This is a genomic window from Weizmannia sp. CD-2023, from assembly GCF_036225245.1.
GTDB lineage: Bacteria > Bacillota > Bacilli > Bacillales > Bacillaceae_C > Weizmannia > Weizmannia faecalis.
Window position 1 is genome coordinate 1 of the sequence record NZ_JARTJQ010000011.1, and the last position, 25,058, is coordinate 25,058.

Annotated in this window: 24 protein-coding genes and 1 pseudogene; 14 read left to right on the plus strand and 11 right to left on the minus strand. The window is 47.2% G+C overall.

Annotation, left to right across the window (positions count from 1 at the left end; genetic code table 11):
• The first annotated feature begins 404 nt into the window (after window positions 1-404).
• The 11 genes and pseudogenes from P9687_RS01385 to P9687_RS01435 all read left to right on the plus strand — a co-directional run bounded on the left by P9687_RS01385 (window position 405) and on the right by P9687_RS01435 (window position 8,555).
• The gene (locus P9687_RS01385; protein ID WP_061574214.1) at window positions 405-920 is read left to right on the plus strand and encodes a GntR family transcriptional regulator; all 516 of its coding nucleotides are present in this window, start codon (window positions 405-407) and stop codon (window positions 918-920) included.
• Window positions 917-1,639 carry a GntR family transcriptional regulator gene (locus P9687_RS01390; RefSeq protein WP_328228494.1) on the plus strand — a complete coding sequence of 241 codons (723 nt, stop codon included), beginning with the start codon at window positions 917-919 and terminating at the stop codon, window positions 1,637-1,639. Before P9687_RS01385 ends, P9687_RS01390 begins: the two co-directional genes overlap by 4 nt.
• A 302-nt stretch (window positions 1,640-1,941) precedes the next feature.
• Window positions 1,942-2,730 carry a PTS mannose/fructose/sorbose/N-acetylgalactosamine transporter subunit IIC gene (locus P9687_RS01395; protein ID WP_168985600.1) on the plus strand — a complete coding sequence of 263 codons (789 nt, stop codon included), beginning with the start codon at window positions 1,942-1,944 and terminating at the stop codon, window positions 2,728-2,730.
• Window positions 2,727-3,560: a PTS system mannose/fructose/sorbose family transporter subunit IID gene (locus tag P9687_RS01400; protein ID WP_161655819.1), complete on the plus strand. Its 834-nt coding sequence runs from the start codon at window positions 2,727-2,729 to the stop codon at window positions 3,558-3,560. Before P9687_RS01395 ends, P9687_RS01400 begins: the two co-directional genes overlap by 4 nt.
• A gap of 5 nt (window positions 3,561-3,565) precedes the next feature.
• Window positions 3,566-4,048, plus strand: coding sequence for a PTS system mannose/fructose/N-acetylgalactosamine-transporter subunit IIB (locus P9687_RS01405; protein ID WP_168985599.1), 483 nt, complete (start codon window positions 3,566-3,568; stop codon window positions 4,046-4,048).
• Window positions 4,049-4,058: 10 nt separating this feature from the next.
• The gene (locus tag P9687_RS01410) at window positions 4,059-5,147 is read left to right on the plus strand and encodes an SIS domain-containing protein (RefSeq protein ID WP_168985598.1); all 1,089 of its coding nucleotides are present in this window, start codon (window positions 4,059-4,061) and stop codon (window positions 5,145-5,147) included.
• A complete protein-coding gene (locus P9687_RS01415; RefSeq protein ID WP_168985597.1) occupies window positions 5,148-5,795 on the plus strand; it encodes an HAD family hydrolase in 648 nt (215 codons plus the stop codon).
• A gap of 4 nt (window positions 5,796-5,799) precedes the next feature.
• Entirely contained in the window at window positions 5,800-6,225 is a 426-nt protein-coding gene (gene agaF / locus P9687_RS01420) for a PTS galactosamine/N-acetylgalactosamine transporter subunit IIA (protein WP_168985596.1), read from the plus strand.
• A 102-nt stretch (window positions 6,226-6,327) separates the two neighbouring features.
• The gene (locus P9687_RS01425) at window positions 6,328-7,404 is read left to right on the plus strand and encodes an SIS domain-containing protein (RefSeq protein WP_168985595.1); all 1,077 of its coding nucleotides are present in this window, start codon (window positions 6,328-6,330) and stop codon (window positions 7,402-7,404) included.
• Between the two features lie 239 nt (window positions 7,405-7,643).
• Window positions 7,644-7,925 (plus strand): annotated as a pseudogene (locus P9687_RS17280) (transposase); the annotation flags it as partial.
• A gap of 381 nt (window positions 7,926-8,306) precedes the next feature.
• Window positions 8,307-8,555 carry a hypothetical protein gene (locus P9687_RS01435; protein ID WP_168985594.1) on the plus strand — a complete coding sequence of 83 codons (249 nt, stop codon included), beginning with the start codon at window positions 8,307-8,309 and terminating at the stop codon, window positions 8,553-8,555.
• Here the strand turns inward: P9687_RS01435 and P9687_RS01440 are convergent.
• The 10 genes from P9687_RS01440 to P9687_RS01485 all read right to left on the minus strand — a co-directional run bounded on the left by P9687_RS01440 (window position 8,478) and on the right by P9687_RS01485 (window position 20,017).
• Complete coding sequence (locus P9687_RS01440; RefSeq protein ID WP_237340419.1) at window positions 8,478-10,139, minus strand: terpene cyclase/mutase family protein; 1,662 nt, start codon at window positions 10,137-10,139, stop codon at window positions 8,478-8,480. The genes P9687_RS01435 and P9687_RS01440 overlap by 78 nt on opposite strands.
• Before the next feature lie 169 nt (window positions 10,140-10,308).
• A complete protein-coding gene (locus P9687_RS01445) occupies window positions 10,309-11,202 on the minus strand; it encodes a fructose bisphosphate aldolase (RefSeq protein WP_168985592.1) in 894 nt (297 codons plus the stop codon).
• Window positions 11,203-11,371: 169 nt separating this feature from the next.
• Window positions 11,372-12,526: a nitrate/nitrite transporter gene (locus P9687_RS01450; protein WP_061577157.1), complete on the minus strand. Its 1,155-nt coding sequence runs from the start codon at window positions 12,524-12,526 to the stop codon at window positions 11,372-11,374.
• A gap of 17 nt (window positions 12,527-12,543) precedes the next feature.
• On the minus strand, window positions 12,544-13,242 hold the full coding sequence (gene narI, locus P9687_RS01455; RefSeq protein WP_014097119.1) for a respiratory nitrate reductase subunit gamma: 699 nt from the start codon (window positions 13,240-13,242) through the stop codon (window positions 12,544-12,546).
• Between the two features lie 13 nt (window positions 13,243-13,255).
• Window positions 13,256-13,837 carry a nitrate reductase molybdenum cofactor assembly chaperone gene (gene narJ, locus P9687_RS01460; RefSeq protein ID WP_026684107.1) on the minus strand — a complete coding sequence of 194 codons (582 nt, stop codon included), beginning with the start codon at window positions 13,835-13,837 and terminating at the stop codon, window positions 13,256-13,258.
• Complete coding sequence (narH, locus tag P9687_RS01465) at window positions 13,830-15,335, minus strand: nitrate reductase subunit beta (protein WP_046720894.1); 1,506 nt, start codon at window positions 15,333-15,335, stop codon at window positions 13,830-13,832. The genes narJ and narH overlap by 8 nt, the downstream gene beginning before the upstream one ends.
• Window positions 15,332-19,006 carry a nitrate reductase subunit alpha gene (locus tag P9687_RS01470; protein ID WP_046720895.1) on the minus strand — a complete coding sequence of 1,225 codons (3,675 nt, stop codon included), beginning with the start codon at window positions 19,004-19,006 and terminating at the stop codon, window positions 15,332-15,334. The genes narH and P9687_RS01470 overlap by 4 nt, the downstream gene beginning before the upstream one ends.
• The gene (locus P9687_RS01475; RefSeq protein WP_035183524.1) at window positions 18,999-19,268 is read right to left on the minus strand and encodes a hypothetical protein; all 270 of its coding nucleotides are present in this window, start codon (window positions 19,266-19,268) and stop codon (window positions 18,999-19,001) included. Before P9687_RS01475 ends, P9687_RS01470 begins: the two co-directional genes overlap by 8 nt.
• A 17-nt stretch (window positions 19,269-19,285) precedes the next feature.
• Complete coding sequence (locus P9687_RS01480; protein ID WP_035183526.1) at window positions 19,286-19,588, minus strand: hypothetical protein; 303 nt, start codon at window positions 19,586-19,588, stop codon at window positions 19,286-19,288.
• 12 nt (window positions 19,589-19,600) lie between these two features.
• Complete coding sequence (locus P9687_RS01485; protein ID WP_014097125.1) at window positions 19,601-20,017, minus strand: hemerythrin domain-containing protein; 417 nt, start codon at window positions 20,015-20,017, stop codon at window positions 19,601-19,603.
• 227 nt (window positions 20,018-20,244) lie between these two features.
• Between P9687_RS01485 and P9687_RS01490 the strand changes: the two genes are divergently transcribed.
• From P9687_RS01490 to P9687_RS01500, 3 genes are read left to right on the plus strand one after another with little or no spacing between them, the layout of a single operon-like run.
• Window positions 20,245-20,970 (plus strand): ABC transporter ATP-binding protein, encoded by a 726-nt coding sequence (locus tag P9687_RS01490; protein ID WP_046720896.1) that lies wholly within the window; start codon window positions 20,245-20,247, stop codon window positions 20,968-20,970.
• Complete coding sequence (locus P9687_RS01495) at window positions 20,967-22,190, plus strand: ABC transporter permease (RefSeq protein ID WP_017551825.1); 1,224 nt, start codon at window positions 20,967-20,969, stop codon at window positions 22,188-22,190. The genes P9687_RS01490 and P9687_RS01495 overlap by 4 nt, the downstream gene beginning before the upstream one ends.
• A gap of 13 nt (window positions 22,191-22,203) precedes the next feature.
• A complete protein-coding gene (locus P9687_RS01500) occupies window positions 22,204-22,857 on the plus strand; it encodes a TetR/AcrR family transcriptional regulator (RefSeq protein ID WP_276210568.1) in 654 nt (217 codons plus the stop codon).
• A 553-nt stretch (window positions 22,858-23,410) separates the two neighbouring features.
• On the opposite strand, the gene P9687_RS01505 is transcribed toward P9687_RS01500, so the two are convergent.
• Window positions 23,411-24,892, minus strand: a complete 1,482-nt coding sequence (locus P9687_RS01505; protein ID WP_328228495.1) for an amino acid permease — start codon at window positions 24,890-24,892, stop codon at window positions 23,411-23,413.
• Between the last annotated feature and the right edge of the window lie 166 nt (window positions 24,893-25,058).

Genomic DNA, 25,058 nt, shown 5'->3' on the forward strand with positions numbered 1-25,058 from the left:
GTCAAATCTGGAATTTTTGCTTATTCAGCAAGCCCTACTTATTATATGGGGCGCAGTGGTTATATGAAAAGTGGAGAAAAAAGCGGCAAGTGCCGGCCTAAAGGGCGGTATTCTCTTCTCATCATTTGGACTGTGTCAGAGTAAAAGAACAAGGAAGGCTTTGGCTGCAGCAGCCGGGCGATGGGGACGGCGACCAACACTAGCACACGGAAAAAGTAAGAAAGATGGAAATGGGGAGGCATGCATTGAAAGTGGAGTCTTCACTCTTCAAGAGTGGGGATTTTTCAATGTCCATTACTTCCAGTCATATAAAAAATTGTAAGGAAATCTTGCAAAGTAAGATTGCTTTTAGATAAAGATTCCAATACGATAATGGTATACATTTTTTTAAAGGAGGTATACCAGTGGGAGAAGAAGCTTATATTGTTCGCCAAATTGGGGAATTTTCATTTATTGCTGATCTCGATTTCGCCAAAGAGCATTCAGTAAAATATGAAATATTAAGAAAAAACGTACAAGAGTGTAACCGATATATCAGTAAGATTTTAGAAATACCGCTCGCTTCAAAAATTTTTTATCTGGAAAGAGTGAGATACGTAGAGGAACAGCCAAGGGCAATTGAAAAAATATATATAGATTATAAAAAAGTTCCGGGCATCGAAGAAATGGACTTCAATCATGAACCGCTTTTTTTAATTTTAAAAAGAGAATTCGGACTGGAGATTTTACAGACGGATGAGGAGATCTTAATTGTCAATGCAAATGAAAAAGAGAAGCAGTTGTTGAATTTACCGGATGATGCGGAAGTTTTAATGTTAAAGGAAACAATATTGATTCAAAACCATGAACCGTTACAGTACACCGAGATCATCTCGGATCCGGACTTTTACCGGTTTAAAAGCGAGATGAATTTAAGATGACGAATGACACCCTGTACATTCAATTAATGAACAGCATTAAAGAGAAAATTATGAATGGGGAGTATAAAGTCGGTGATAAAATTATGTCTGAAAGGGAAATGGCAGAGTTGTACGGCATTAACCGGCTTACTGTAAGAAAAGCAATTAAATGCTTGCGGCAAGAAGGGTACTTGAAGGCGATTCAGGGAAAAGGCACCTTTGTCGAAAAAATACCTGATCTCCAGGATAAGGTTGAGCTTGGCAGCGGAGACGTCAGTTTAAGCATGTCAATCCGGAAAGGCGGATTAAACTCTTCCAGAATTGTGCTCTCATTAAAACAAATCGATGCAGTCGGTGAGCTGAAAAATGCGTTTCCGGATTCTCACCAAGTTTATGAACTGATCAGGCTGTCGTTTATAAATGGAAAGCCATATGCAGTGCAGGAAAGTTATTTCCCTTGCAGTTATTTCAAAGAAACCGACCGGTATGATTTTGCAAATAATTCTCTATATGATTATATGGATTTGCATGGCCATTATCCTGTTAGATTGACTTCTGATTTACAAATCAGGGATGTTCCGGATAACTATGCCCCGGCATTGGAAATCAAGAAGGGGAAAAAGGTCTTTTTTTTCACCTACTATGGGTATGACAAAGAGGGACATTTGGTGGAGTATACGTTGTCTTATAATAAACCGGAATTTACATCGTTTCAGTTTTCAACAAAAAGAAAAATATAGAATAAGAAGATAGATGGAAGAACGTCAGATGTTACAAACGGAACGCTCTTCCATTTTTTCTGAAATAAAATTTTGTAAACACTTACATACAGACTGAAATAAACTTTCAAAAATTTTTTATAAAAAACCATTGCTTTCTTTAACAAATGGATTATAATGATAGTAACTGGTATGGTATATATACCAGTTAACCAAACTCTGATAAAGGAATGGAATCTTAAAGCGGGGTGATTTACAGTTGTAAACGCTTAAAATGTGTACACTTTACTTTCTGAAATACTCTAAACAAAGGAGGAAGTGAAATGCATGTTACGCTGATCCAGGCAATTCTCATTGCCGGGGTTGTCGCATTGTCCAATCTGGATGGCAACTTTTTCGGTGAAATGAAGTTCCGCGAACCAATTGTTACTGGGTTCCTGGTTGGTTTGATTTTAGGGGATGTAAAACTTGGCCTTTTAATTGGCGCACAGCTCCAGATTATTTGGATGGGCGCAACGGGAATCGGACCGACCGCTCAGCTGGATATTGGCGCGGGAGGGACCATTGGAACGGCAGTGGCGATTTTAACCGGGAAAGGTGCGGAAGTTGCCATTACTTTCGGTTTGCCGGTTGCAGTGATTATGCAATTTTTGAATACTTTTCTCATGACTTCCTATTCTGTTTTGATGCACCGCGTTGATAAATTGATTGACGACTTGAAAGAAAAGCAAATGATTTTTATCCACATCATTTGCGGGATGATTACGGCATCCATGTATGCTGTTCTGACCTTTATTGTCATTTATTTTGGAAATAATGCAATTGAGTCCGTTGTAAAAGGATTGCCGGATTGGGCGAACAACGGCTTAAATGCAGTAGCGGTCATTTTGCCTGCATTGGGATTTGCCCTGCTGCTGAATATTTTAATGGAAAAAACCTTAATTCCGTTTTTTATTGCAGGGTTTGCTATTACGGCCTTCTCGGGGTTAAACACGATTGCAGTCACCCTTCTCGGGGTTGCGGCAGCACTGTTTGTGTACTTGCTTGGAACCAATAAAATTGCCGGTATCAGCAGTACTCATGCCGGAGGAGAGGAGGATGAAGAGCTATGAGCAATCAGGTTATCAGCGAAAAGAATAATATTACGAAAAAAGATTTTAGAAAAACATTTTGGCGCTCTTTTACGCTATTGAACTCATTCAACTATGAGCGGATGGAAGCCCTCGGTTACATGTTTTCCATCATGCCGGAGTTGAAAAAAATTTACAAAGATGATCCGGAAGGCTTAAAGCAGGCATACCATCGCCATATGGAAGCCTTTAATATGACGATTGCCCCCGCACCGTTTGTAATGGGAATTTCAGTTGCCATGGAAGAGCAGGCAAAAGAGGACCCGAATATGGACCGGTCTTCCATCAACGCTGTCAAAGTTGCATTAATGGGGCCGCTTAGCGGGATCGGCGACACCTTCTTTTGGGGGATTTTCCGGATCATCGCCTGTTCAATCGGGGTTTCATTTGCAAAGCAGGGGAATATCTTAGCGCCACTCATCATGCTGATTTTATTCAACATCCCGACATTTTTAACCCGCTGGTACGGATTGAAAATCGGATACGCCCAGGGCAGCAAAATCCTATCCGATTTACAGGAATCCGGAAAAATGCAGTTGTTTACTTATTGCGCTGGCATCGTCGGGGTAATGGCCATTGGCTGTATGATTGCATCACAGATCAACATTACTTCACCGCTGCATTTTGCCATTGCAGGGCAGAAAGTCGTGATCCAAACATATTTAAACCAAATCATGCCGAAGCTTTTGCCTTTATTGACAACTTTGGGGATCTTCTGGGCAATTAAAAAGCAAATAAAGGTCACGAAAATCATTTCATCTATTGTTGTTATTGGCTTTATCTTAGGCGTATTTGGGATTATAGGAGGTTAAATGAAATGGCGATTGTAGAAGTAAGAATTGATGACAGGTTAATCCATGGCCAGGTTTGCGGATATTGGATTCCTCATTTTAATGTTGACAAGATCGTTATCGCGGATGACAAAATTTGCAACGATGAACTGCGGAAAACGGCATTAAAGTTTGGCTGCCCGAGTAAAGTGAAGTTATCCATTTTAAGTGCGGCAACAGCGGCTGATAAGCTGAAAAGAAATTTGGACAAGGGCAGCAGAGTCATGATTTTGTGTGAAGGGCCGGCCCCGCTGAGAAAAATGGTGGAACTGGGTTATCCTATTTCTAAAATTACTGTCGGAAATATGGCCAATAAACCAGGTACAGAACATGTGAAAGGCACGGTATATGTTTCGGAACAGGATAAGGAAGATTTTAAATACTTATCCGGACAAGGGGTTCAATTGGTTTCGCAAATGGTGCCGAACGAACCGCCTGTGGATTTAAACCAACTAATCAAAGGCTTATGAGGTGAAAACAATGGAAAAAGCAACCGTACTTGGATATATCAAAGATCAGCCGAGGGCATTAAGAGAGGCACTGGAAAGAAAAGATGAATTTGTGGCCCCTTTTGTAGAAGTTTTTAAAAAGTATCCAATTAAGAAAGTATTGTTTTTTGGATCCGGCACTTCCTATAATGCTTCTGTGATTGCTGCCCACTATTTTAAACAAATTGTGGGAATAGATGCAGCGGGCAATTATCCGACTGTTTTTAAAAACTATGAAAAAGCGGACTGGACAAATACGCTGGGAAAAGAGGAAATTTTGTTTGTCGGCATCAGCCAGTCGGGGACATCGCGCTCGACGGTTGAAGTGATGGAGCATGCAAAGCAAAATGGGTATATCACCTTGGCATTAACAGAAAACCTGGAAAGCGAGATTACAAAACATGTAGACCATGTCGTCCACCTGCTCTGTGGCAAAGAGCTGACGCCGCCGGAAACAAGGGGATACACCGTTACGGTTCTCACCTTGTACTTGTGGGCTGTTTCAACGGCAAAAGAATTGGGCGTCTACAGCGGGGAACAATATAATCAGGCAATTGAGGAAGCAAAAGATCTAACAGACCGTTTTGAAGCGATGATTGAAGAAAGTGAAGCCTGGTATGATCGCAATAAAACCACGATTGTTAACAGTGACCGGCTTTATGTACTGGGGTATGGCGTAGACTTCGGCTCCGCTTTGGAAGGCATGCTGAAAATCGGTGAAATGCTCCGCATTCCTACGATCGGATACGAAATCGAAGAATATTCCCACGGACCGACGATGGCTTTGGACAAAAGGCAGACCATCTTTTTCATTGGCTCAGACGAAGCTGAGTTTGAAAGAATGCTGCTCTTTAGAAAAGCATTTAAGAAATATACGGACAGGGTCCATGTCGTCACTTATAAACAGATCGATGCAGATGAAAGAGACATCGTGTTTCATGTAAAAACCAATAAATACCTGGCGCCGCTCATGTTTACCGTTCCGTTTCAATTTGTTGCTGCAAAAGGGGCAAAAGATATCGGAATTGATACCAGTGTTAATCCTTTTGAGGAACCTTTAGCCCATTTGCCGGAAGAATAAATGATAGAGGGCGTAATCTTTGACATGGACGGCGTGCTTATTGACAGTGAAGTGCAGTACCGGCACCATTTTCATGAATTTCTGAAGTCCCAAAATATAGACTTGGAGATTACCGCGTTGAACTTTATTGCGGGCGCAAGCCCTCAGATGGAAGATGAATTTGTTGCCGGTCTGTTAAATATTTCTGCGGAGAAAGCAGGAAGGCTGAAAGATGCTTACTTCAGGGAAATTACGATTGATTATGCACAAATCCTTAAGCCTTATGTACATGAAACATTGGCATATTTGGCTTCATGCCACAAAAAGATCGGGCTTGCGTCATCTTCTAAAATGGAAATGATCCGCCGGGTGTTGGAGACATGCCATATTGATTATTATTTTCACACGGTTGTAAGCGGCGAAATGTTTAAAGAAACCAAACCGCACCCGGAGATTTACCAATACACTGCAAGAGAGATGCACGTCAATGTAGAGGCGTTGCTGGCTGTGGAGGACTCAAACTACGGCGTGCAAGCGGCAAAAGCTGCCGGCATAAAAGTAGCAGCGGTTCTCGACCCGGTATTCCGGTTTGATGTAAGTCTTGCGAATTACCAGGTTCATTCATTAAAAGATGTAATCGGGATCATAGAATTGGAAGAAAGGCGGTAGTCTGATGATTGGTATTATTGTAACGGGACATGGCGAATTTGCAACAGGCATTACATCCGCATTGGAGCTTGTTCTTGGAAAACAGGAATCATATGTCTGTGTAAACTTTCCAAACGGCGATACAGCGGTTGAATTGGAAAAAAACTTGGACCGGGCTGTTTTACAGCTGGAAGAATGTGATCATATGATTGTGTTTGCAGATTTACTAAGCGGATCCCCTTTTAATACAGCCATCATGAAGGCGATGAAAGATGACAGGATAAAAGTGATTTACGGCGTGAATTTAGGAATGTTAATTGAAGCAGTGATGACTCGGAATATGGGAACAAGCGTGGATGAGATTGTGCAAAATGCATTGGCAAACGGAAAGAATCAAATTGGGGTTTTTAAAACGGAAGCTGCCGGCAATATTGATGATGATGCATTGTAAAATTTATAGCAGATCTGTCCTATTGTAAAGGAAAATATTGCATATATAAATGGTATATACACTATACCATATAGTCCATTTGGAAATACGGAGGCTGGCTGGATGAAAAGCAGGATGTGGCAATATATAAAAGAAGAAGCGCAAGTTTTAAAGCATGCACTAGGAGCAGAAGATGTCCGGGAAGTGATGAGCCGGGTGGATACGGGGATAGAAGCAGTCTACTTCGTCAGCCACGGCAGTTCTTTTAACGCGGCAACCGTTGCTTCAAATTTTTTATCGTCTTATGCCAACGTGCGCGTCTACTGTTATACACCCGGAAATTTTTTGTCTAACTGTACGACGATCGATTTTGAAGACCGGGACAAAACATTGGTCATTTCCATTTCCCAGACAGGGACAAGCCGGGGGACACTCGAAGCGGTTGAAAAAGCAAGAAGGCTGGGATTTAAAGTTTTAGGCATAACGGATGTGCAGGCATCCCCTTTATATGCGGGTTCCGATTATCAATTGCTCCTCCATTGCGGAGAGGAAAAAAGCAATGCCAAAACAAAAGGATACAGTGCTACACTCGTTGTACTGCTGCGCTTTGCTGTGCATCTCGCCTGCAAAAAAAGAAAGATAAGCGCAAATCAATTCCATACTATTTACCATGAACTGTCGTCTTCCGTGGAGGAGCTGCCGGATATTTTTGCAAGCACAGTTGACTGGTGCAAGGCGACGAAATTCGGGAACGGGATGAAGAATGTGTTTGTAATCGGATCGGGAATGAATTACGGAACGGCTTTGGAGGGGCAGTTAAAATTAATGGAAACGATGTGCATGCCGGCTGCTTTTAACGATATTGAAGAATTTTCTCACGGAATGCACAGGGCAATCAATCAAAACAGCAGTGTCATCCTATTAAACAGTGAAGATTCCAACGCCCCTTTTATCGAAAAAACATTCCGCTATTTACGGACAAAAACAGATAAAGTCATGATGATTAATGCCCGGCGGAAAAAAATAAAAGATCCAATGGTGATCAATATACAGCATCACCCATATACCCAGTCCGTTTTAGGGATTACTATGGTTATTCAAATTCTTTCCGTATTCATTCCGGAAATCAACGGGTTTGATCCAAACAGAAATGCAAACAATGACTATACGAAATATATGAACATAAGGGTGAGCGTTTAATATTGGGAAACAAAGAAGGGGCTGTCCAAAAAGTCAGTCATTAGAGCTTGCTGAATAAGCGAAAATTTCAGATTTGACAAGGATCTCGGCTACTTTCGTCGAATATAAAGTGTAAGGATTTCATAGGAAACACGTAAAAAACCTTGCACTTGGAGGCCGTTACGATGTACAAAAAGACCGAGCATCAATTAACTTTTGTAGATGGTTTTTTCCTACTATTCGGTGGAAAATGAAATAAAGAAAATCGCTGGGTCCGTCTTGCTGAATTAATCCCGTGGTGGAAGGCCGAAGCAAAGTATGCCAAGTCCTTCAAGAAAAAATTCAAAGGAGAAAAGGCTTATTCTGTCAGAATCGCTCTTGGAGCTCTCTACATTAAAGAACGCCTTGGGCTATCTGACCGGGAAACGGTCGAACAGATCACAGAAAACCTGTATCTTCAGTATTTTATCGGTTTGCCTGAATTTCAGGAAAAAGCCCCTTTCGATCATTCTCTGATGACTCGTTTTAAAAAGCGAATATCATCAATGAACTGAATGAATGGATCGTTCTGGAAGAACAAGAACGCCAATTGGAAGAAACATCCAAGGAAAATGACAACGATGATTCTCATCAACCTTCCGGTTCTGCTTCTGAATAGAATAGAATTCAATTAAATCGGCTTCTCCCAAAACGAAGAACATAGGAAAGCTCATTTTGGACGCAACCTGTGGCTGGCTGATATTGTTTACCCCACAGACCTTGGGCTGTTAAACGAAGCCCGTGAGAAACTGGAACATATCATTGATGCCCTGCATGATAATTGCACTTTATTGAAGGAGTAAAATAAATGGCAAATGTTATTGGTATATTAAGCACCATGCTCGAACTGAACGAAAATATTACGAAACTGGAGGTATAACCGGATGGATGTCAAATATACACCTTCAGATTGGGAAAATACCAGAAGCGGGATTGGCAATTTAATCGGGCTTGGCGCAGTGGGCAAGGGCATGATCGGCAGCCTGAAAGACATCAGCGAAAACCTCGAGGACGCCCAGTCTGCCATCGCCAAATATGACGTCGACGGCGCCATTTCATTTTCCCATACCGGGCATAAAGGGGTTTACCAGGGGATTTACAAAGATTTCAAAGTGGATGTCGCTCCGGCATGATTCGCCCCAGCCGCCGTCATGGTTTTGTACCGATTGGATCCAGCCGGCTGCCCGTTTGAGTGCCGGGCGGGAAGCGGGGATCCCGGAAGCAGCCAAACCGGTGGATGCCGCCCATGTGCCGTACAAATAACAGATTCCCCAGCGGCCGTACCATGAGCCGTCTTTGCGCTGATGCCTGATCAGCCAGTCTGCGCCTTCTTCCATGGCGGGATGGCGATTTTCCAGATTCGTATAATTCCCTAAAAATTCAAGCGTCCTGCCGGTTAAATCAGCACTGGACGGGTCACCAAGCAAATATTCCGCTTTTTCAACCGGGATGAGTTTGAGCCATTTTCCGTGGACGTTTTTTTCAAATGCGGCCCAGCCGCCGTCCCGGTTTTGCATGGAAACTGTCCAGTTTACGCCGCGCTTCCATGCTTCACGCGTTCGTGTGTCACCCGACGCTTCCCGGATGAGCGCCCGCAAAGCCGCAGTGGTGTCGTCGACATCCGGGTTGATCGTGTTGATATCGGAAAAACCCCATCCCCCCGGCGCACTGTGCGGGTTATGGATTTTCCAGTCGCCGCTCCGGTTGTGCTGGCGGGAAAGCAGATACCGGTTGGCGGCAGCCACTGTCTCATCTTCTTTGGGCACGCCCGCATTTTGCATGGCGTAGCTGATAAGAGCCGTATTCCAGACGTTCGCGGTTGTATATTGCATATGGGGCAGGCCGTCAATCACTGTTGCCATGGACAGCAGGCCTTTTACGGCGTTTTGGATAATCGGGCCGTTTTTAAAATGGCCGAGTGAAAGGAGTGCGAAGATCATCAGAAATGTGGCGCTGAAATAGCTGTAAAAGGTGCCGTCCGGTTCGATGCGGGCAAGCATGTATTTTTTCGCGCGGTCGAGAGCTGATGCGTGCAATCTTTCCGGAAATTCGCTTATTTTTTTCAGTTCTTCTCCGATCAAATCCAGTAGGTCCCTGTTTTCCGGCCATGAATGCCCGGGGTGCCGCGCCGAAAATAGATCGCTTAAGTCCGGGCTGTTTTTCATTTTCATGCTGAATTTCCGGGATGCAAGAATCATGATGGGAATGAGGTTCGCCCGGCCGAAAATGGAAAATTGATAAAGGTTAATCGGGCAGGCAGCGGGCAGCAGGATCATTTCAACCGGAAAAGGCGAAAAAGCAGGCCATTTGTATTTCCCGGTGATGGCCAGCATGATTTTGGTGAACATGCTTGTATTTTGGATGCCGCCGTGTTCGAGAATGAATTTTTTTGCAGAAACAAGCCGCGGATCGTCCTTTTTGACAAATCTGGAGGCGAGCAGGGCGTAATATGCTTCAACTGTCGCAGAAAGATTGCCGCCGTTTTCTTCATCGGCGAAAAGCTTCCATGCCCCGTTATCGGACTGTTTGCTTAAAATTCTTTGCGCGAGCCCCCGGATCAATTGGTCTTCCTGAACCACCAGCGTCCTTAACAGAATGATCATGTAGGCATCGGTTGTGGTGCCGGTGTCGAACGGATAGGCCCATGAACCATCAGAAGACTGGTCCTGTTTAAGCCTGTTGATAAGCCAATCAATTTTTTGATCCCATTTTGTCATGGCGCCATTCCTTTCTTTTTTACGATACATATGCACAAAGCGGGGAAACATGATGGTTTTTTTGCGCGGTCTCTCCCGCAAAATGCATCTTTTCAGTCTGAAAAAATCTTCCCGCCGCCATCATCCAAATAAAAAACCAGCAGGACTGCGGTCGCCCTGCTGGTTTCTGTTAGTTTTTATTGACAGAAGCATCATAGATCGATTTTACTGCTTTTTCCAAAGCGGCATTAAATTCTTCATCTGTCTGGCTGGCGTTGAGTTCCCCGGTTAAAGCACGCGAAAAGCTTGCGATGATGCCATCGTTTTCTTTCAGTTTTTGATTGGCTTCATCGCGGGAATAGCCGCCGGAAAGGGCAACAACGCGGACAACGCGCGGGTGCTCAACCAATTCCTTGTATACGTTTGGCACTGTCGGAATGGTGAGCTTCAGCATCACATTATCATTTTCCGACAATTGGTTCAGATGGTTGAGCAGTTCTGTCTTCAACAATTCTTCGCATTTTTCTTTGTCTGCACTATGGATATCTACTTCCGGTTCAATAATCGGAACGAGGCCTGCCGCGAGGATTTGCTTTGCCAATTCAAACTGTTGGTCAACCACAGCTTTAATGCCTTCCGGGTTGGCTTCCTTAATGACAGAGCGCATTTTTGTTCCGAAAATATGGTGTTCATTTGCACGCCGAAGTGTGGCATCAAGATCCGGGATCGGCTTCATCAGTTGAACACCGTTTTCAAGATTTGCAAGCCCTTTGTCCACTTTTAAAAATGGGACAACGCCTTTTTTCTCAGCCAGGTATTCCGCAGTGTACAAGCCTTCAATCTGGCGGTCCATCGTTTGTTCGAATAAAATGGCGCCGAGGATGTATTTGCCGTCAAAAGCTGGCGAAGTGATGATTCTTGTCCGCATTTGGTGGATAAGATCAAACATTTCGTCTTCGTTTGAATAGGCATCTTCCGGCACGCCGTAGTTTGCCAATGCTTTCGGTGTGCTGCCGCCGCTTTGGTCGAGCGCCGCAATAAAACCTTTTCCGTTCTTGACTTTGTCGAACTGCGTTTGGTTCATCATGATCTCTCCTTATAAGGTTTTTTGAAGGGCTTCTTTTTCTTCATATCCCGATGAATGAAAAAGAAACCTCTATGCATAAGCATAACACTACTGATTGGGAGAAAAAAATAATATATTCATTCTAATTCGGATTCCTTTGCGTGCCCCTAAAAAAGAAGCCGGGCGGTTATCCCGGCACCCGGTTTTGCTCGCTGAATCTCATCCAGAAAACGAGCACAAGGCTTGCGAGGGCCACTTCCGAAAGGGACATAAAGCCGATCGCATAGCTTTTGGTTAGCCCGTGAACGAATGTTAAAAGGAGCGGGGGAAAGAAACCGCCGAGCCCGCCGGCAGCCGCGACAATGCCATTTACCGTGCCTGCCTGGTTTGAGAAATAAAGCGGAACAAGCTTGAAAACTGCACCATTGCCGACCCCTGCGCAAAAAGCGATGGCAAGGCAGCCGATCGTAAACAGCGTAATCCCGAGGCTGAAGGAAAGCAGGATGCCGGAAAGGGTCAGTCCTATAAAAGTAAACGCCAGCACCGTATACGGATTAAATTTATCGGACAGAAATCCGCCGAGTGGCCGCAGCAATGTTGCCAGCAAAATAAATCCTGCTGTCCGCATGCCGGCATCCACTTTGGTGAGGGAAAAATTCGACACCAAAAAGTTTGGCAGGTAGACCGTAAAGGCGACGAACGAACCGAATGTAATAAAGTAAAAAATACTGAGGAACCAGAGCCGCCTGTCACAGTACACTTTTTTAAATTCTTCCGCAAACGAAACTTTGACTTTTGGCTCATGCCGGTCTCCAAAGAAGAAATTCAGCAAAGCAAAGACGATCAAAAGAATGCAGAAAAGCTTGACAGTGGTTCGCCATCCCGCCATATTGGCAATGACCGGCGCGGCGAAGGTGGTGACAGCGGTGCCGAGATTCCCCATACCGTAAATCCCGTTGATCGTCCCGTGCCGCTCTTTCGGGTAATATTTCGGAAGGGAAGTGACACCGATCGAAAAAGTGGCGCCTGCAACCCCGATTAGAAATCCGCTGACCACAAGGCCCCAGAAAGACTGGGCAATGCTCAGGTAAAACACCGGAATCAAAAGGAACAGGAAACTGAATGTAAACAGCACCCTTGCTCCGAGCCTGTTTGCATAAAACCCGACCGGAACTCGGAACAGCGATCCGAGAATAACCGGAATAGAGGTCACCCATGAAGTCTCGCCCGGTGTCAGCGGGATGTCCCCTTTTATATAGGTAAGAAGAGAAGAGAGGATGACCCAAATCATAAAAGCTGCCACTAAACTAATTGTCTGTAATGGGAGTTGAATCTTTTTCATATGCTTATCCTTTCATCTCATTTTTCCGGTATACGCTTGTAACCGGCGCGGGACCGGTATTGCTGTGGTGCGCGTACCGGATAGCGCGCCGGAAAGCTGAACAGGTGGACAAGGCGCGTAAACGGGATCGAAGCGAACAAGAGAAACGCCGCAATAACATGCACTTTAAAAAGCGTTGGCACATCGTTCATCAGTTCATGTTTCGGCCGGAAGACAAATAAGCTCCGGAACCATGGGCCGATGGTTGTCCTGTATTCATATGCCGTGACCGTCGTATTGTACACAATGGTCATATAGGCGCCAAGCCCGCCGACTACAAGCAGGGCAATGATGGAAAAAAATTCGGCGAATGTGGCGTGGATTCGCACCCGTTCAAATTTGATTCTCCGGATCAGTAAAATGACAAGCCCTGCGACGACCATCAGCCCGGCAATGCCGCCGCCGATAATGGCACCCGTGTGGTAAAGCTCATCGCGTACGCCAATGGCTTCATAAAATCGCTTCGGGATAAGGACACCCATGAGATGCCCGATAAAGGCAAAGACAATGCCCCAATGAAAAAGGGGAGAGCCGATGCTGAGCCATTTTTTCTCGAAAATTTCAGTGGAGGGTGCCGCCCAGCTGATCTGTCGGAACGCATACCGGTACAACAGCCCGAAAATCATGATGGTGCCCATTACATAGGGGAAGATGACCCATAAAAAGATAGAAGCCATGTATGTACCTCCTTTAATACATGATCGGGTAAGGCAGATTTTCAAGATCGGCCTTTTCCCTCTGTTGTTCCAATGCTTCAATCTCTTCTTTGCTCGGTTGTTCAAAAATCTGTTCCATCAGCACGGAGAAAACCGGCATATATAAGCTTTCCTCTGATAAATGGCCGGCAATCCGCTGGACGGCATAGGCGAGCCTTTTGCACAGGCGTTCCGTTTCGCGTGACGGCTCCGATACGGCCAGAAATTCAAATAGCATTGGCATATAATCGGCCAATTCCCCGTCGTTGCGTTCAAAACCGGCCTCGTTGATCATTTTCTGCAGTTTAATGAAAGCGGCGCCGCGTTTCGGGCTGTCACCAAATTCATGGTACGTTAAGTACAGTCCGTTTTTCTCTTGAAGGTCGAATGTGGACACATACAAAGACTGTATTTCGGAAAGTGGGAGGCAAAACAGGGCGGCAGCAGCTTTTTCAAGCGCCGCGTCTGTTTCTTTCGCCGCCGCGATGACCGCCTCTTTTTCCTCGTAAAGCGTCTCTGTCGGATAGGTAAGCATCCGCGAAGCAATGGCCAACATCAGTTTTTCACGATCATTCATTGCTTGCTCCCCTTTCAAACGGATACGTAACCATGCCTTCCGGTGGGGCGAGTTCTTCAATGCTGCAGGAGCCTTGCTTGTAATACAGGTCACCGTTCATTTCGCGGCGGCCGGTCGGGATGACGAACCGTTCCCTGTATTTGGCAACGGCAAGCAGGCGTGCCATATCTTCCACTTCTTCTGCAGTCATGCCGGCTTCTTCAAGCAGTTTGCTTTTGTTCAGTTCATCCACGCCGCCGACCGTTTTGGCGCGCATATGGACGCGCATCGCCGCCATTTTCAGCAGCACCTTCCGAATCACTGCCGTATCGCCTGCCGCAAGCAGTGAAGCAAGATATTCCATCGGGATCCGCATCTGGTCAATGGCCGGGATGTAGCCGTCCGTGGTTAACTCGTTTTCATTTTCAAGATGGTTCATAATCGGGCTGAGCGGCGGCACGTACCATACCATTGGCAGCGTCCGGTATTCCGGGTGGAGCGGAAGCGCAATTTTCCATTTCATCGCCATTTTATAGACCGGGGAATCCTGCGCGGCTTTCACCCATGCGTCGGTTATGCCGGCTTTATGGGCTTCCTCTATCACTTCTGGGTCAAACGGATCAAGGAAGACGGACAGCTGGGATTCGTACAATGCTTTCGGATCCGGGGCCGATGCAGCTTCCTTCACTTTGTCCGCATCGTAAAGCAACACGCCGATGTAGCGGATCCGGCCGACGCATGTTTCCGAGCAGATCGTCGGCAGGCCGGCTTCAGTACGCGGATAACAGAAATTGCATTTTTCCGCTTTATGCGTGTTCCAGTTGTAATACACTTTATGGTACGGACAGCCGTTCATACAAAAACGCCAGCCGCGGCATGCTTCATGGTCGACAAGGACAATCCCGTCTTCATCGCGTTTGTAGAGCGCGCCGGTCGGGCAGGAAGCGACACACGACGGGTTAAGGCAATGTTCGCAAATGCGCGGCAAGTACATCATGAACGTTTTTTCATACTCGCCGGTGATATGGTTTTGCAAATTTTCCATATTCGGGTCAAGCGCCGTCGTCTCGCTCCCGCCGGCAAGGTCATCATCCCAGTTTGAACTCCACCGGGGCTTGTCAATCGGTTTTCCGGTGATCATCGAGCGCGGTCTCGCAACAGGAATATGGTCGCTTTTCGGACTATGGATCAGATGGTCATAATCATATGTCCATGGTTCGTAAAAATCATCTATTTTAGCCATGTTCGGGTTGTAAAAAATTTGCGCCAGTTTCGTGACGGGGCCGCCTGCGCGCAGCTTCAGTTTCCCGTCTTTGTACACCCAGCCGCCTTTAAAACGGTCCGTGTTTTCCCATTGTTTCGGGTAACCGGCACCGGGCCGGGTTTCGACATTGTTAAACCAGATGTATTCCATCCCTGGCCGGTTTGTCCACATGTTTTTGCAAGTGACGGAACAGGTGTGACAGCCGATGCATTTATCAAGGTGCATCACCATTGCGACTTGTGCTTTTACTCTCAAAGCCAGTTAACCTCCTTTAGCGGCCGGATGATGGCGATGGTATCCCGCTGGCTTCCGGTCGGGCCGTAGTAATTAAAACCGTAGCTGAGCTGGGAATAACCGCCAATCATATGAGTCGGCTTTAGCGAAATGCGTGTGACGCTGTTATGGGTACCGCCGCGCTTTTGGCTGACGGCCGTGCCCGGAACGCCCAATACCCGGTCCTGGGCGTGGTACATATATGCCATCCCCTGCGGAATCCGGTAAGTGAGGACGACCCGCGCGGCAATCGCGCCGTTCCGGTTGTACACTTCAATCCAGTCATTGTCTTTAATGCCGATGGACTGCCCGTCACGCTCGTTCATCCAGACCGTCTGGAATCCCCTGAACAAATGGTTCATCTGGGTCGTATCCGTAAACATCGTATGGATGCCCCATTTTTGGTGCGGTGTCAAGTAGCGGAGCGTGATCGATTTGCCGTTTTCAGGTGCCGCTGTTTCGCCTTTTAAATACGGCCCGTGCCGAAGCGGCGGCAAATAAAGCGGCAGCCCTTCACCGAAGTCGAGCATGACTTCATGATCCAGGTAAAAGCTTTGCCTTCCTGTCAGTGTCCGCCACGGGATGTTGTATTCCTTGTTCATCGTAAACGGCGCGTAACGGCGGTTATCATTTTCAAGCCCGCTCCAGACCGGCGCGGAAATCGTATGGCGCGGCTGGGCGGTAATATCCAGCAGGGTGAAGTCTTCGTCTTCGCGGCCTTTGGCAATGTGTTCCAGTTTTTGTCCTGTTTTCTTTTCAAGTGCTTTCCATTCTTCAACCGCTCGTTTTCCGTTGGTGGCGCCGGACATAAAGAGAATTGCTTCAATTGCCTGCTTATCGGACGATAAATCCGGGAGCCCTTTTCCAACCCCTTCCCGCCGCGATTTTCCAAGGCGGGAAAGCAAATCTTTATAAACGCCTTCACCGGGTATCTGAATGCCTTTGCTGCCGTATCCGTTTTGAATGTTCGGGCCGAGGGTGGTCATTTTTTGAAAAACGTTCGGGTAGTCGCGCTCGACAATGACGAAGTTCGGCATCGTTTTTCCCGGCACCGCTTCGACTTCGCCTTTGCGCCAGTCTTTCACTTCTCCGAACGGCTGGCCGATTTCATTCGGTGTGTCTTTGCCGAGCGGCGTCATGACAAGGTCTTCGCACGCCGGCAAATGCTCTTTTGCGAGTTCCGAAAATGTTCTTCCGATCTCTTTAAACGCTTCCCAGTCGCTTTTCGATTCCCACGGCGGGGAGATCGCCGCGTTAAACGGGTGGACGAACGGGTGCATATCGGTGCTTGAGAGGTCAAATTTCTCATACCATGTGGCAGCCGGCAAAACAATATCCGAAAACAGGCCGGAACTGGTCATCCGAAAATCCATGCTGACAAACAAGTCGGCTTTTCCGCGCGGCGGCTCACCCTCTGTTTTAATCGTTTCCGGCTGCCACGAGTTGGCCGTATCGGTCATTACGGCATCGTCACCGCCAATAAAATGTTTGACGAAATATTCATGGCCTTTTCCACTGTCACCCAAAAGATTCGAGCGCCAGTTGAAAAATACCCTTGGAAAATTGCGCGGATCATCTGGGTTTTCAATTGCCCATTCGAGTTTTTCCTGCTTTAACTGCTCCACCACATATTGGATGACTTCCTGGTCGTCTTTTGCGCCGTTTTCGCGGGCTTCTTTGACAAGGTCAAGCGAATTTTTTGTAAACTGCGGGAAAGAAGGGAGCCAGCCAAGCCTTGCTGCAAGGGCATTGACGTCTGCCGGATGCATGTTTTTAAAACGGCCGCCCCAGCCTTCCTGGTTGTCGTTGATGCGCGCTTCATACCGGTACTGGTCGGTTACAAAGTAGAAAAAGGATGTACCGTTTTGGAAGCGTTGCGGTTTTGTCCAGTCATTGGCAAAGGCGATTTGCTGCCAGCCTTCGAGCGGGCGCACTTTTTCCTGCCCGACATAATGGGCCCAGCCGCCGCCGTTTACGCCTTGTGATCCCGTCAGCATGACAAGGTTTAAAATGCAGCGGTAAATTTGGTCGCTATGGTACCAGTGATTGGTCCCGCCGCCCATGGCAATCATTGATTTTCCGTTTGTGCGGGCGGCATTGTCGGCAAACTCGCGCGCGACCTGGATGACGTGCGCTTTTTTCACGCCGGTAATGCTTTCCTGCCAGGCCGGGGTGTACGGTGCGTTTGCGTCATTGTAATCCGCCGCGAAATCGCCGGGCAGGCCGCGATCCACGCCGAGGTGCGAGCAGAAAAGATCAAACACAGTGGTAAACTTCACCGTCTGCCCGTCTTTTGTCTTTAACCGTTTAGCTGGCACCGCCCGCTTGATCGTGCCGCCTTCTTTATCAGCAAAGTAAGGGAACGTAACCATGACGGGTTCATCATAGTCATCGATAAAACTTAACTTCGGATCGATGGCACTGCCGTCGTCTTTTGTCAGCTCGAGATTCCATTTGCTGCTGCCGTCCCAGCGGAAGCCCTGGCTGCCGTTCGGAACTTGGGGGCTGTTTGTCGCCTTGTCCCAGACAAGCGTTTTCCATTCGCCGAGTTTTTCGCCGTCCGTGAGATCCGTTGCCCGCAGAAAACGGCCGGACCGGGCATCCCCGTTTTTTTCGTCAATTTCAACGAGAAAGGGGAGATCCGTATATTTTTTTGCGTAATCGGAAAAATATTGCGTTTCGCGGTCAATGTAAAATTCTTTTAAAATGACATGCGTCATCGCAAGGGCAAGCGCCCCGTCCGTGCCGGCGCGAGCAGGCAGCCAAATATCCGCAAATTTGTCGTATTCGGCGTAGTCCGGGCTGATGCCGACAATTTTTGTCCCATTATAGCGGGATTCCACCATAAAATGGGCATCCGGCGTCCGCGTTTGCGGCAGGTTTGTGCCCCAGATGATGAAGTATTTGGCATTATACCAGTCCGCGCTTTCGGGAACATCCGTCTGTTCTCCCCAGATTTGCGGGGAAGCGGGCGGGAGGTCGGCGTACCAGTCGTAAAAGCTCAGGATTGTACCGCCGATCAAGGATAAAAACCGGGTGCCGGCGGCATAGCTGACCATCGACATCGCCGGGATCGGACTGAAGCCGGCGATCCGGTCGGGACCGTATGTTTTTATCGTGTAAATCGAGGCGGCACCGATGATTTCGCACGCTGTTTTCCAATCGGTGCGGACAAAACCACCTTTTCCTCTGGCTTTGACATACCGGGCGCGTTTTGCTTCGTCTCCGGCAATGTTCGCCCACGCCGTGACAGGGTCATAGCCTTTTTCCTTTTCCGCCCGCCACAGTTCGATTAAGTCCTGGCGAATATAGGGGAATTTTACGCGGGTCGGGCTGTACGTATACCAGGAAAAACTCGCTCCCCGTGGGCACCCTCGCGGCTCGTATTCCGGGAAGTCGCTGCCGGTTGTCGGATAGTCGGTGTGCTGCGTCTCGGCTGTGATGATCCCGTCTTTCACGTAGATCCGCCAGCTGCAGGAACCGGTGCAGTTGATCCCGTGCGTGGAGCGGACAATGTTGTCGTAGCCGTAACGCCTGCGGTAATATTTTTCTGCATCACGCGAGCGCGGGCTTTCTTCCGTCCAGCCGTCGTTGATCCGTTTTCCGCGTTTTAAATGTCGCAGCCGCTGAAGCAGCTTGTTGTCTTTATACATGGCCGTCATTTCCTTTCCCGAATGGATTGAAGCGTTCGCCCGTTAACCGGATACTGCCGGATTCGGCCCGGAGTTCTTCTGCCACAATTTCGAAGTCCGGGGCATTGGCGCTCGCCAGAATCAGCCGCTGCAGGGTATTCGGATCGTTCAATTGATAAATGGTTTCAATGAATGCCGGGGGGATATCGCCGAAACGCATGCGCATGATGGCAATCAAATCTTCGCGGTCTTGGATTAAATCTGCGTCTTCAAACTGGAACATGTTTTCACCTTTCCTTATCAGCTTTTCATCATTTTGTAGTAATCTGCAATCAGCACTTCTTTGCATGATTCCGCCGCTTGTTTGAAAAATTCCGCCACTTCCGGCGCTTTGTTTTCAATATCGGAGAAGGAGAAGCATTTTCTTGTTTCATGTTGAAAACGATCGCCGTAGCGTAACACCACTTCAATCCCGTTTTCCTTTTCAACGCCCGCCGGATCTGCGTCATACAGATGAATATGATGCAGTTCAAATGTCTGCATGAACGTATGGTAAAGTGGCGGGGAGACGGAAAACAGCGGTTTTTCCTGCTGTTCTTTCATGACTTCACCTCTTTAATGATGGGGGAGTACGCTTTCTTCTTCGTGATTATGTATTTCATCGATACAAATCAATGCATAAAATTGACGGACGGTTTGCCGGCCCAGCTTTTCCTGCTGCAAATCCTTTTTCACTGCCTGTGCCAGTTTCCGCATCAGATCATGGTCGCGGGCAAGGGCGGTGAGCTTATCTTTCATGTTTTCATTTTCGGCAAGCAGTTCCGGGTACAGGCCTTCCTCTTCTGCCTGGGCGTGCGCGAGCGTCCTTGTTTCCCAATGTTCAAGCAAAATCAAAGCGGTTTTCAGCGCCTCCGCGTGCATCTTTTTCCCGAGCAGCTGTGCAAGCAAATCCGTTAAATCGCGGGCTTCATTTAAAGCCGCTTCATGGATGGACGAATGGCTGTCGGCGCGCCTTAAAGATGGTCCTGACATGTTTTCGCTCCTTTATGTTGGATGTGGAATCGTTTCCCATATTCTAATGTTAAGATTGTCCTAAAGGCTCCAATAATAAACAAAAAAATGGAGAATAGGGCGGATTTTTGCAGGTTTTAAAGAAAAATGAAAGTGACCACTCACTTTTTTATTGACAGCCAACTTTCATCATGGCAATATAATAAGTGAGTCATTACTCACTTTTCTAAAAAGAGGGAGGCCCAGGGATGGAAGCTGCGGTTGTGATGGAACATATAAGCAAGCAGTTCGGGAAAAAGCCTGTGTTAAACGACATCCGTTTGGAAATCGAAAAGGGCCGGATTTACGGTTTGATCGGGCCGTCGGGGGCAGGGAAAACCACTTTGGTCAAAATGATGGTCGGGATGGAAAAAACGGATGCCGGCACGGTCCATGTGCTGGGAGAAAAAATGCCTGACCTTGAAGTTTTACAGCATATCGGCTATATGGCGCAGTCAGATGCATTGTATATGCAGCTGACCGGGAAGGAAAACCTGAAATTTTTCGCATCACTTTATAAAATGGGGAAAGCGGAACGGCATGAGCGGATTGCCTACGCGGCGGACCTTGTCCATTTGCAGGATGACCTTAATAAAAAAGTGTCTGCCTATTCCGGCGGGATGAAACGGCGGCTGTCGCTTGCGATTGCGCTGATCCAGGATCCGGAATTGCTCATTCTGGACGAACCGACTGTCGGCATTGACCCGGAATTAAGGGCGAGTATCTGGGATGAACTGCTCCGCCTCAAAAACGAAGAAGGCAAAACGATGATCGTCACGACGCATGTGATGGACGAAGCGGAAAAATGCGATACGGTCGCCATGATCCGGGAAGGAAAAATTTTGGCGCACGGCTCACCGGGCGAGTTGAAAGCAATGTATGAAGCAGCCGACTTGAATGAAGTGTTTTTGAAAGCGGGGAGGACCAGGCAATGAGGACAGCCGCACTCATCAAAAGAATTATGTTGGAAATGCTGAGGGACAAACGCACATTGGCGCTGTTGTTTCTCGCGCCGCTATTGATTTTGACGCTCATGTACTTTTTCTTTAACGGCAGCTCAACCAGCCCGAAACTCGGGATCAGCCATGTGGACGCAAGCCTTGTAAAAGTGTTGGATAAAGCGGATATGAAAATCAAACACTATGAAACGGTAAAAGATCCGGAGCAAACCGTACTGGATGGAAATCTTGACGGGCTGCTTGTGAAAAAAGGCGGAGCGTACGTCCTCACTTTGCAAAACAATGATCCGTCTACTGCCAAATCGCTGCAGATGAAAGTAAAGCAGGCAATCGCGGCGGAATCCGGGCAGCAGCTGGCCAAACAAATCGAAGCACAGGCAAAGACGCTCCAAGGTGTGCAGAAAATCATTGCCTTGCAAAATGAGGCGCAGCATATATTGATGAAACAGGTTCCCGCGCAGTCACCGGCCTTTGGGAAAGTGCAGCAGCTGGAAGAACAGGCGGAAAAAACGAAACAACAGTTGCAGGCGCCGGTCAAAGTGGCCTTTTCTAAACCGGATGTATCGGCAAAATATGTATACGGCAGCAGCCATACGGTATTTTTTGATGTGCTGAGCCCAATTTTGGTTGGTTTCTTCGTTTTCTTTTTCGTATTTTTAATCTCCGGCATCGGACTTTTAAAAGAACGGACATCTGGCACGCTCGACCGCCTGATGGCAACGCCGGTCAAGCGGGGCGAAATTGTGGCTGCTTATTTGGCGGGTTTCGGCATTTTTGCCGTCATCCAGACCGTGATTGTCGTGTTTTACGCGGTGAACGTGCTGGATATGGTGCTTGCCGGTTCACTCTGGAATGTCTTGCTCGTTAATTTGATGCTCGCGCTTGTGGCACTGTCTCTCGGGATTTTATTATCGTCTTTTGCGGCTTCAGAGTTTCAAATGGTACAGTTTATTCCACTTGTTGTGGTGCCGCAGATCTTTTTCTCCGGCATCATTCCGTTAAAAGGGATGGCCGTCTGGCTGCAGGCGCTTGCAAAAGTGATGCCGATTTATTACGGTGCCGATGCCTTAAAGCGGGTCATGTATGAAGGCATGGGCCTTGGGGATGTATGGAAAGACTTGACGGCGCTTGTTGTTTTTGCAGTGATTTTTATTCTGCTCAATATTGTCGCGTTGCGGCGTTACCGTGCGCTGTAAAGGGGGAGAAAATTTGCCAAAATATAATCTTCTGGAAGCAATGAAGGAACAAACGAAGACGGACGCAAAGCTGACGGATAAAAAACAAAAAATCATGGAGGCAGCAATTTCTCTGTTTGCAGAGAAAGGATATGGCAATACGCCGACAAGCGAAATCGCAAAAGCGGCCGGCGTTGCAGAAGGGACGATTTTTCGGCACTTCGGCACGAAAGACCATTTGCTCGTTTCGCTGATTGTCCCGTTTTTAAAAGATTCGATTCCTTTGATGGCGGAAGAGCTTTTTCAAAAACTGCTGTCAAACCAAGACCTCCGTTTTGAGGACTTTTTGCGAAACCTGCTCCGAGACCGGCTTCTTTTTTTAAAACAGAACAGGGAGATTTTCCAAATTATCGTAAAAGAATTTTTTTATAATGAAGAAATCCGCCATGAACTGATGCCGTATTTTGCGGAAAATATCGGTTCCCGGTTGGTGCAGGTGATCCGCGCTTTCCAGGAACGCGGGGAACTGGCAGACCGGCCCGCGGAAGCGATGGCAAGGCATATCTTTTTTTCAATCGGCGGCACATTTATTTTTAAGTTTGTTTTCGGGCTGAACGGATCCCAGGATGAAGAGGCTGAGATTGAATCCGTTGTCCGGTTTGTGATGGACGGGGTGCGGAACAGATAAAGGAGGGCGGTCCCTGAATACCTTGTGCACCGTTCGCTCCCTTATGCAGAACAGATAAAAGCGCACGTTGTGGTCCGGATGCCCGGATCGGTGAAATGTCTAATTAGGGCTTGCTGAACGAATCCGATTCTGAGTTTGTACTCAATTTGTCAGCAAGCTCTGTCTTAAAATATAGAAGAATCCATCTTTGAAAATGCGATTCTTTCTTCTCTATACATTGAATCAGCTTTCAAGCGTAAGCTTTTCTCTGGATTTTTCTAAAACCCTTGCACCTTGCATTAAATTTTTCCAAATCTAGGAATTTTGGTTATTCAGCAAGCCCTATGTTAAGGAAGTGTGGAAAATTGAAGGTCTTCCTTCACATAGGAGGCGTCTACGTTAAGGAAACGCGAAAAAAAGTGTTGTTCCTTCACATAGAGACCGTCTATGTGAAGGAAGCATGAAAAAATGACGTCCTTTCTTCATATACGGTGCGTTTCAAGTGCAAGCTTTTCCCTTTTTTATAAAAGTATGTTCATCCGGAGCTGCTAAGCCTGGGACTTTAGAGCCCGGTTTATTCATTGGGTTCTGTAATCTCATGGAAATCGTGTGCATCAAGCGGCACGATTTTTGTTTTTCTTGCGATTTTGTATCCGAACCACAATACGAGAAAGAATGGAATGCCGAGATAGGCCGCAATGACATTTCCCCAGTTGATATGCGGGGCGAGGAATGCCTGGTAGTCCTGGGCGAGTGTCACAATCAGGCAAACGGCAATGGCAAATATCGGACCGAACGGATACCATTTCGCTCTGTAAGGAAGTTCAGCGAGCGAGTGCCCTTGCGCGAGAAAAGCTTTGCGGAACCGGTAATGGCTAACGCAGATGCCAAGCCAGAAAATAAAGCCGGTGATGCCGATCGAATTCATAAGCCAAATATACACAACACCGTCCCCGAAAATGGAAGTGAAAAACGCAAGCATGCCGACAACTGCGGTTAAAATCATGGCCGGAACAGGGACGCCGCGCCTGTCAAGCTTTGAAAAAATGCGCGGGGCCTGTCCTTCTTTTGCCATTGCGTAAAGCATGCGCGTGGATGCGTACAGGCTGGAATTGCCGGCTGACAGAACGGCGGCCAGGATCACGGCATTCATCATCGAAGCAGCAAATGAAAGGCCGGCTTTTTTAAAGACAAGAGTGAACGGGCTGACGAGAACATTCTCGCTTTTCAGACTGCTGTTTGTATACGGGACAAGGAGCCCGATGACAAGGATGGCAAGCACATAGAATAATAGAATTCTCCAGAAAACATTTTTAATCGCTTTCGGCACATTTTTCGCCGGATTTTCGCTTTCCCCGGCGGCAACCCCGACAATTTCCGTCCCCTGGAACGAAAAACCGGCCGCAATAAAGACGAGAAAAGTGCCGAGAAACCCGCCCGGAAACGGTGCATTCCCTGTTGTGAAATTTTTTACGCCGGTTGCTTCCCCACCAAGAAGGCCAAAAACCATCAATAAGCCGACAACGATGAAAAGAATAATCGCCGCCACTTTAATGAAAGAAAACCAGTATTCCCCTTCGCCGTAACCTCTGACAGTCAAATAATTAAGTAGAAAAATAAGTACAAAAAAAGACATGCTCCATAATAGTGACGGGCTGTGCGGAAACCAGAATTTCATGATCATAATTGAAGCAGTCAGTTCGGCGGCAATTGTCATCGCCCAGTTGAACCAGTATGTCCAGCCGAGTGCAAATCCGAAAGCGGGATCGACGAATTTTGTCCCGTATGTGCTGAATGCGCCACTTGTCGGCATGTAGGCGGACATTTCCCCGAGGCTTGTCATGACAAAATACACCATTGCGCCAACCAGTGCGTATGCCACAAGTGCTCCGCCCGGTCCCGCCGAATGGATCGCCGCGCCGCTCCCGAGAAACAGGCCGGTTCCGATGGCGCCTCCGATTGAAATCATAGTTAAATGGCGTGCCTTCAATCCTTTTCGGAGTGTTCTGCCCTGCTGCTTTGGAAGATGGATGTCCTGCTGTTTTTCCAATTCCATTTTTCTTTTCCCCCTTCGTTCGTTTCATGAGAACGATTGCAAAAATGTATATATTCTCATATCAGGACTTTTTGCAATTTTCATGCCAAAGGCGGAGGAGCTGTTTTTCGTGAAGCAAACGCGGCGCATGCAAAATTTTTTTGCACATGCGCGAACCATGATTTGG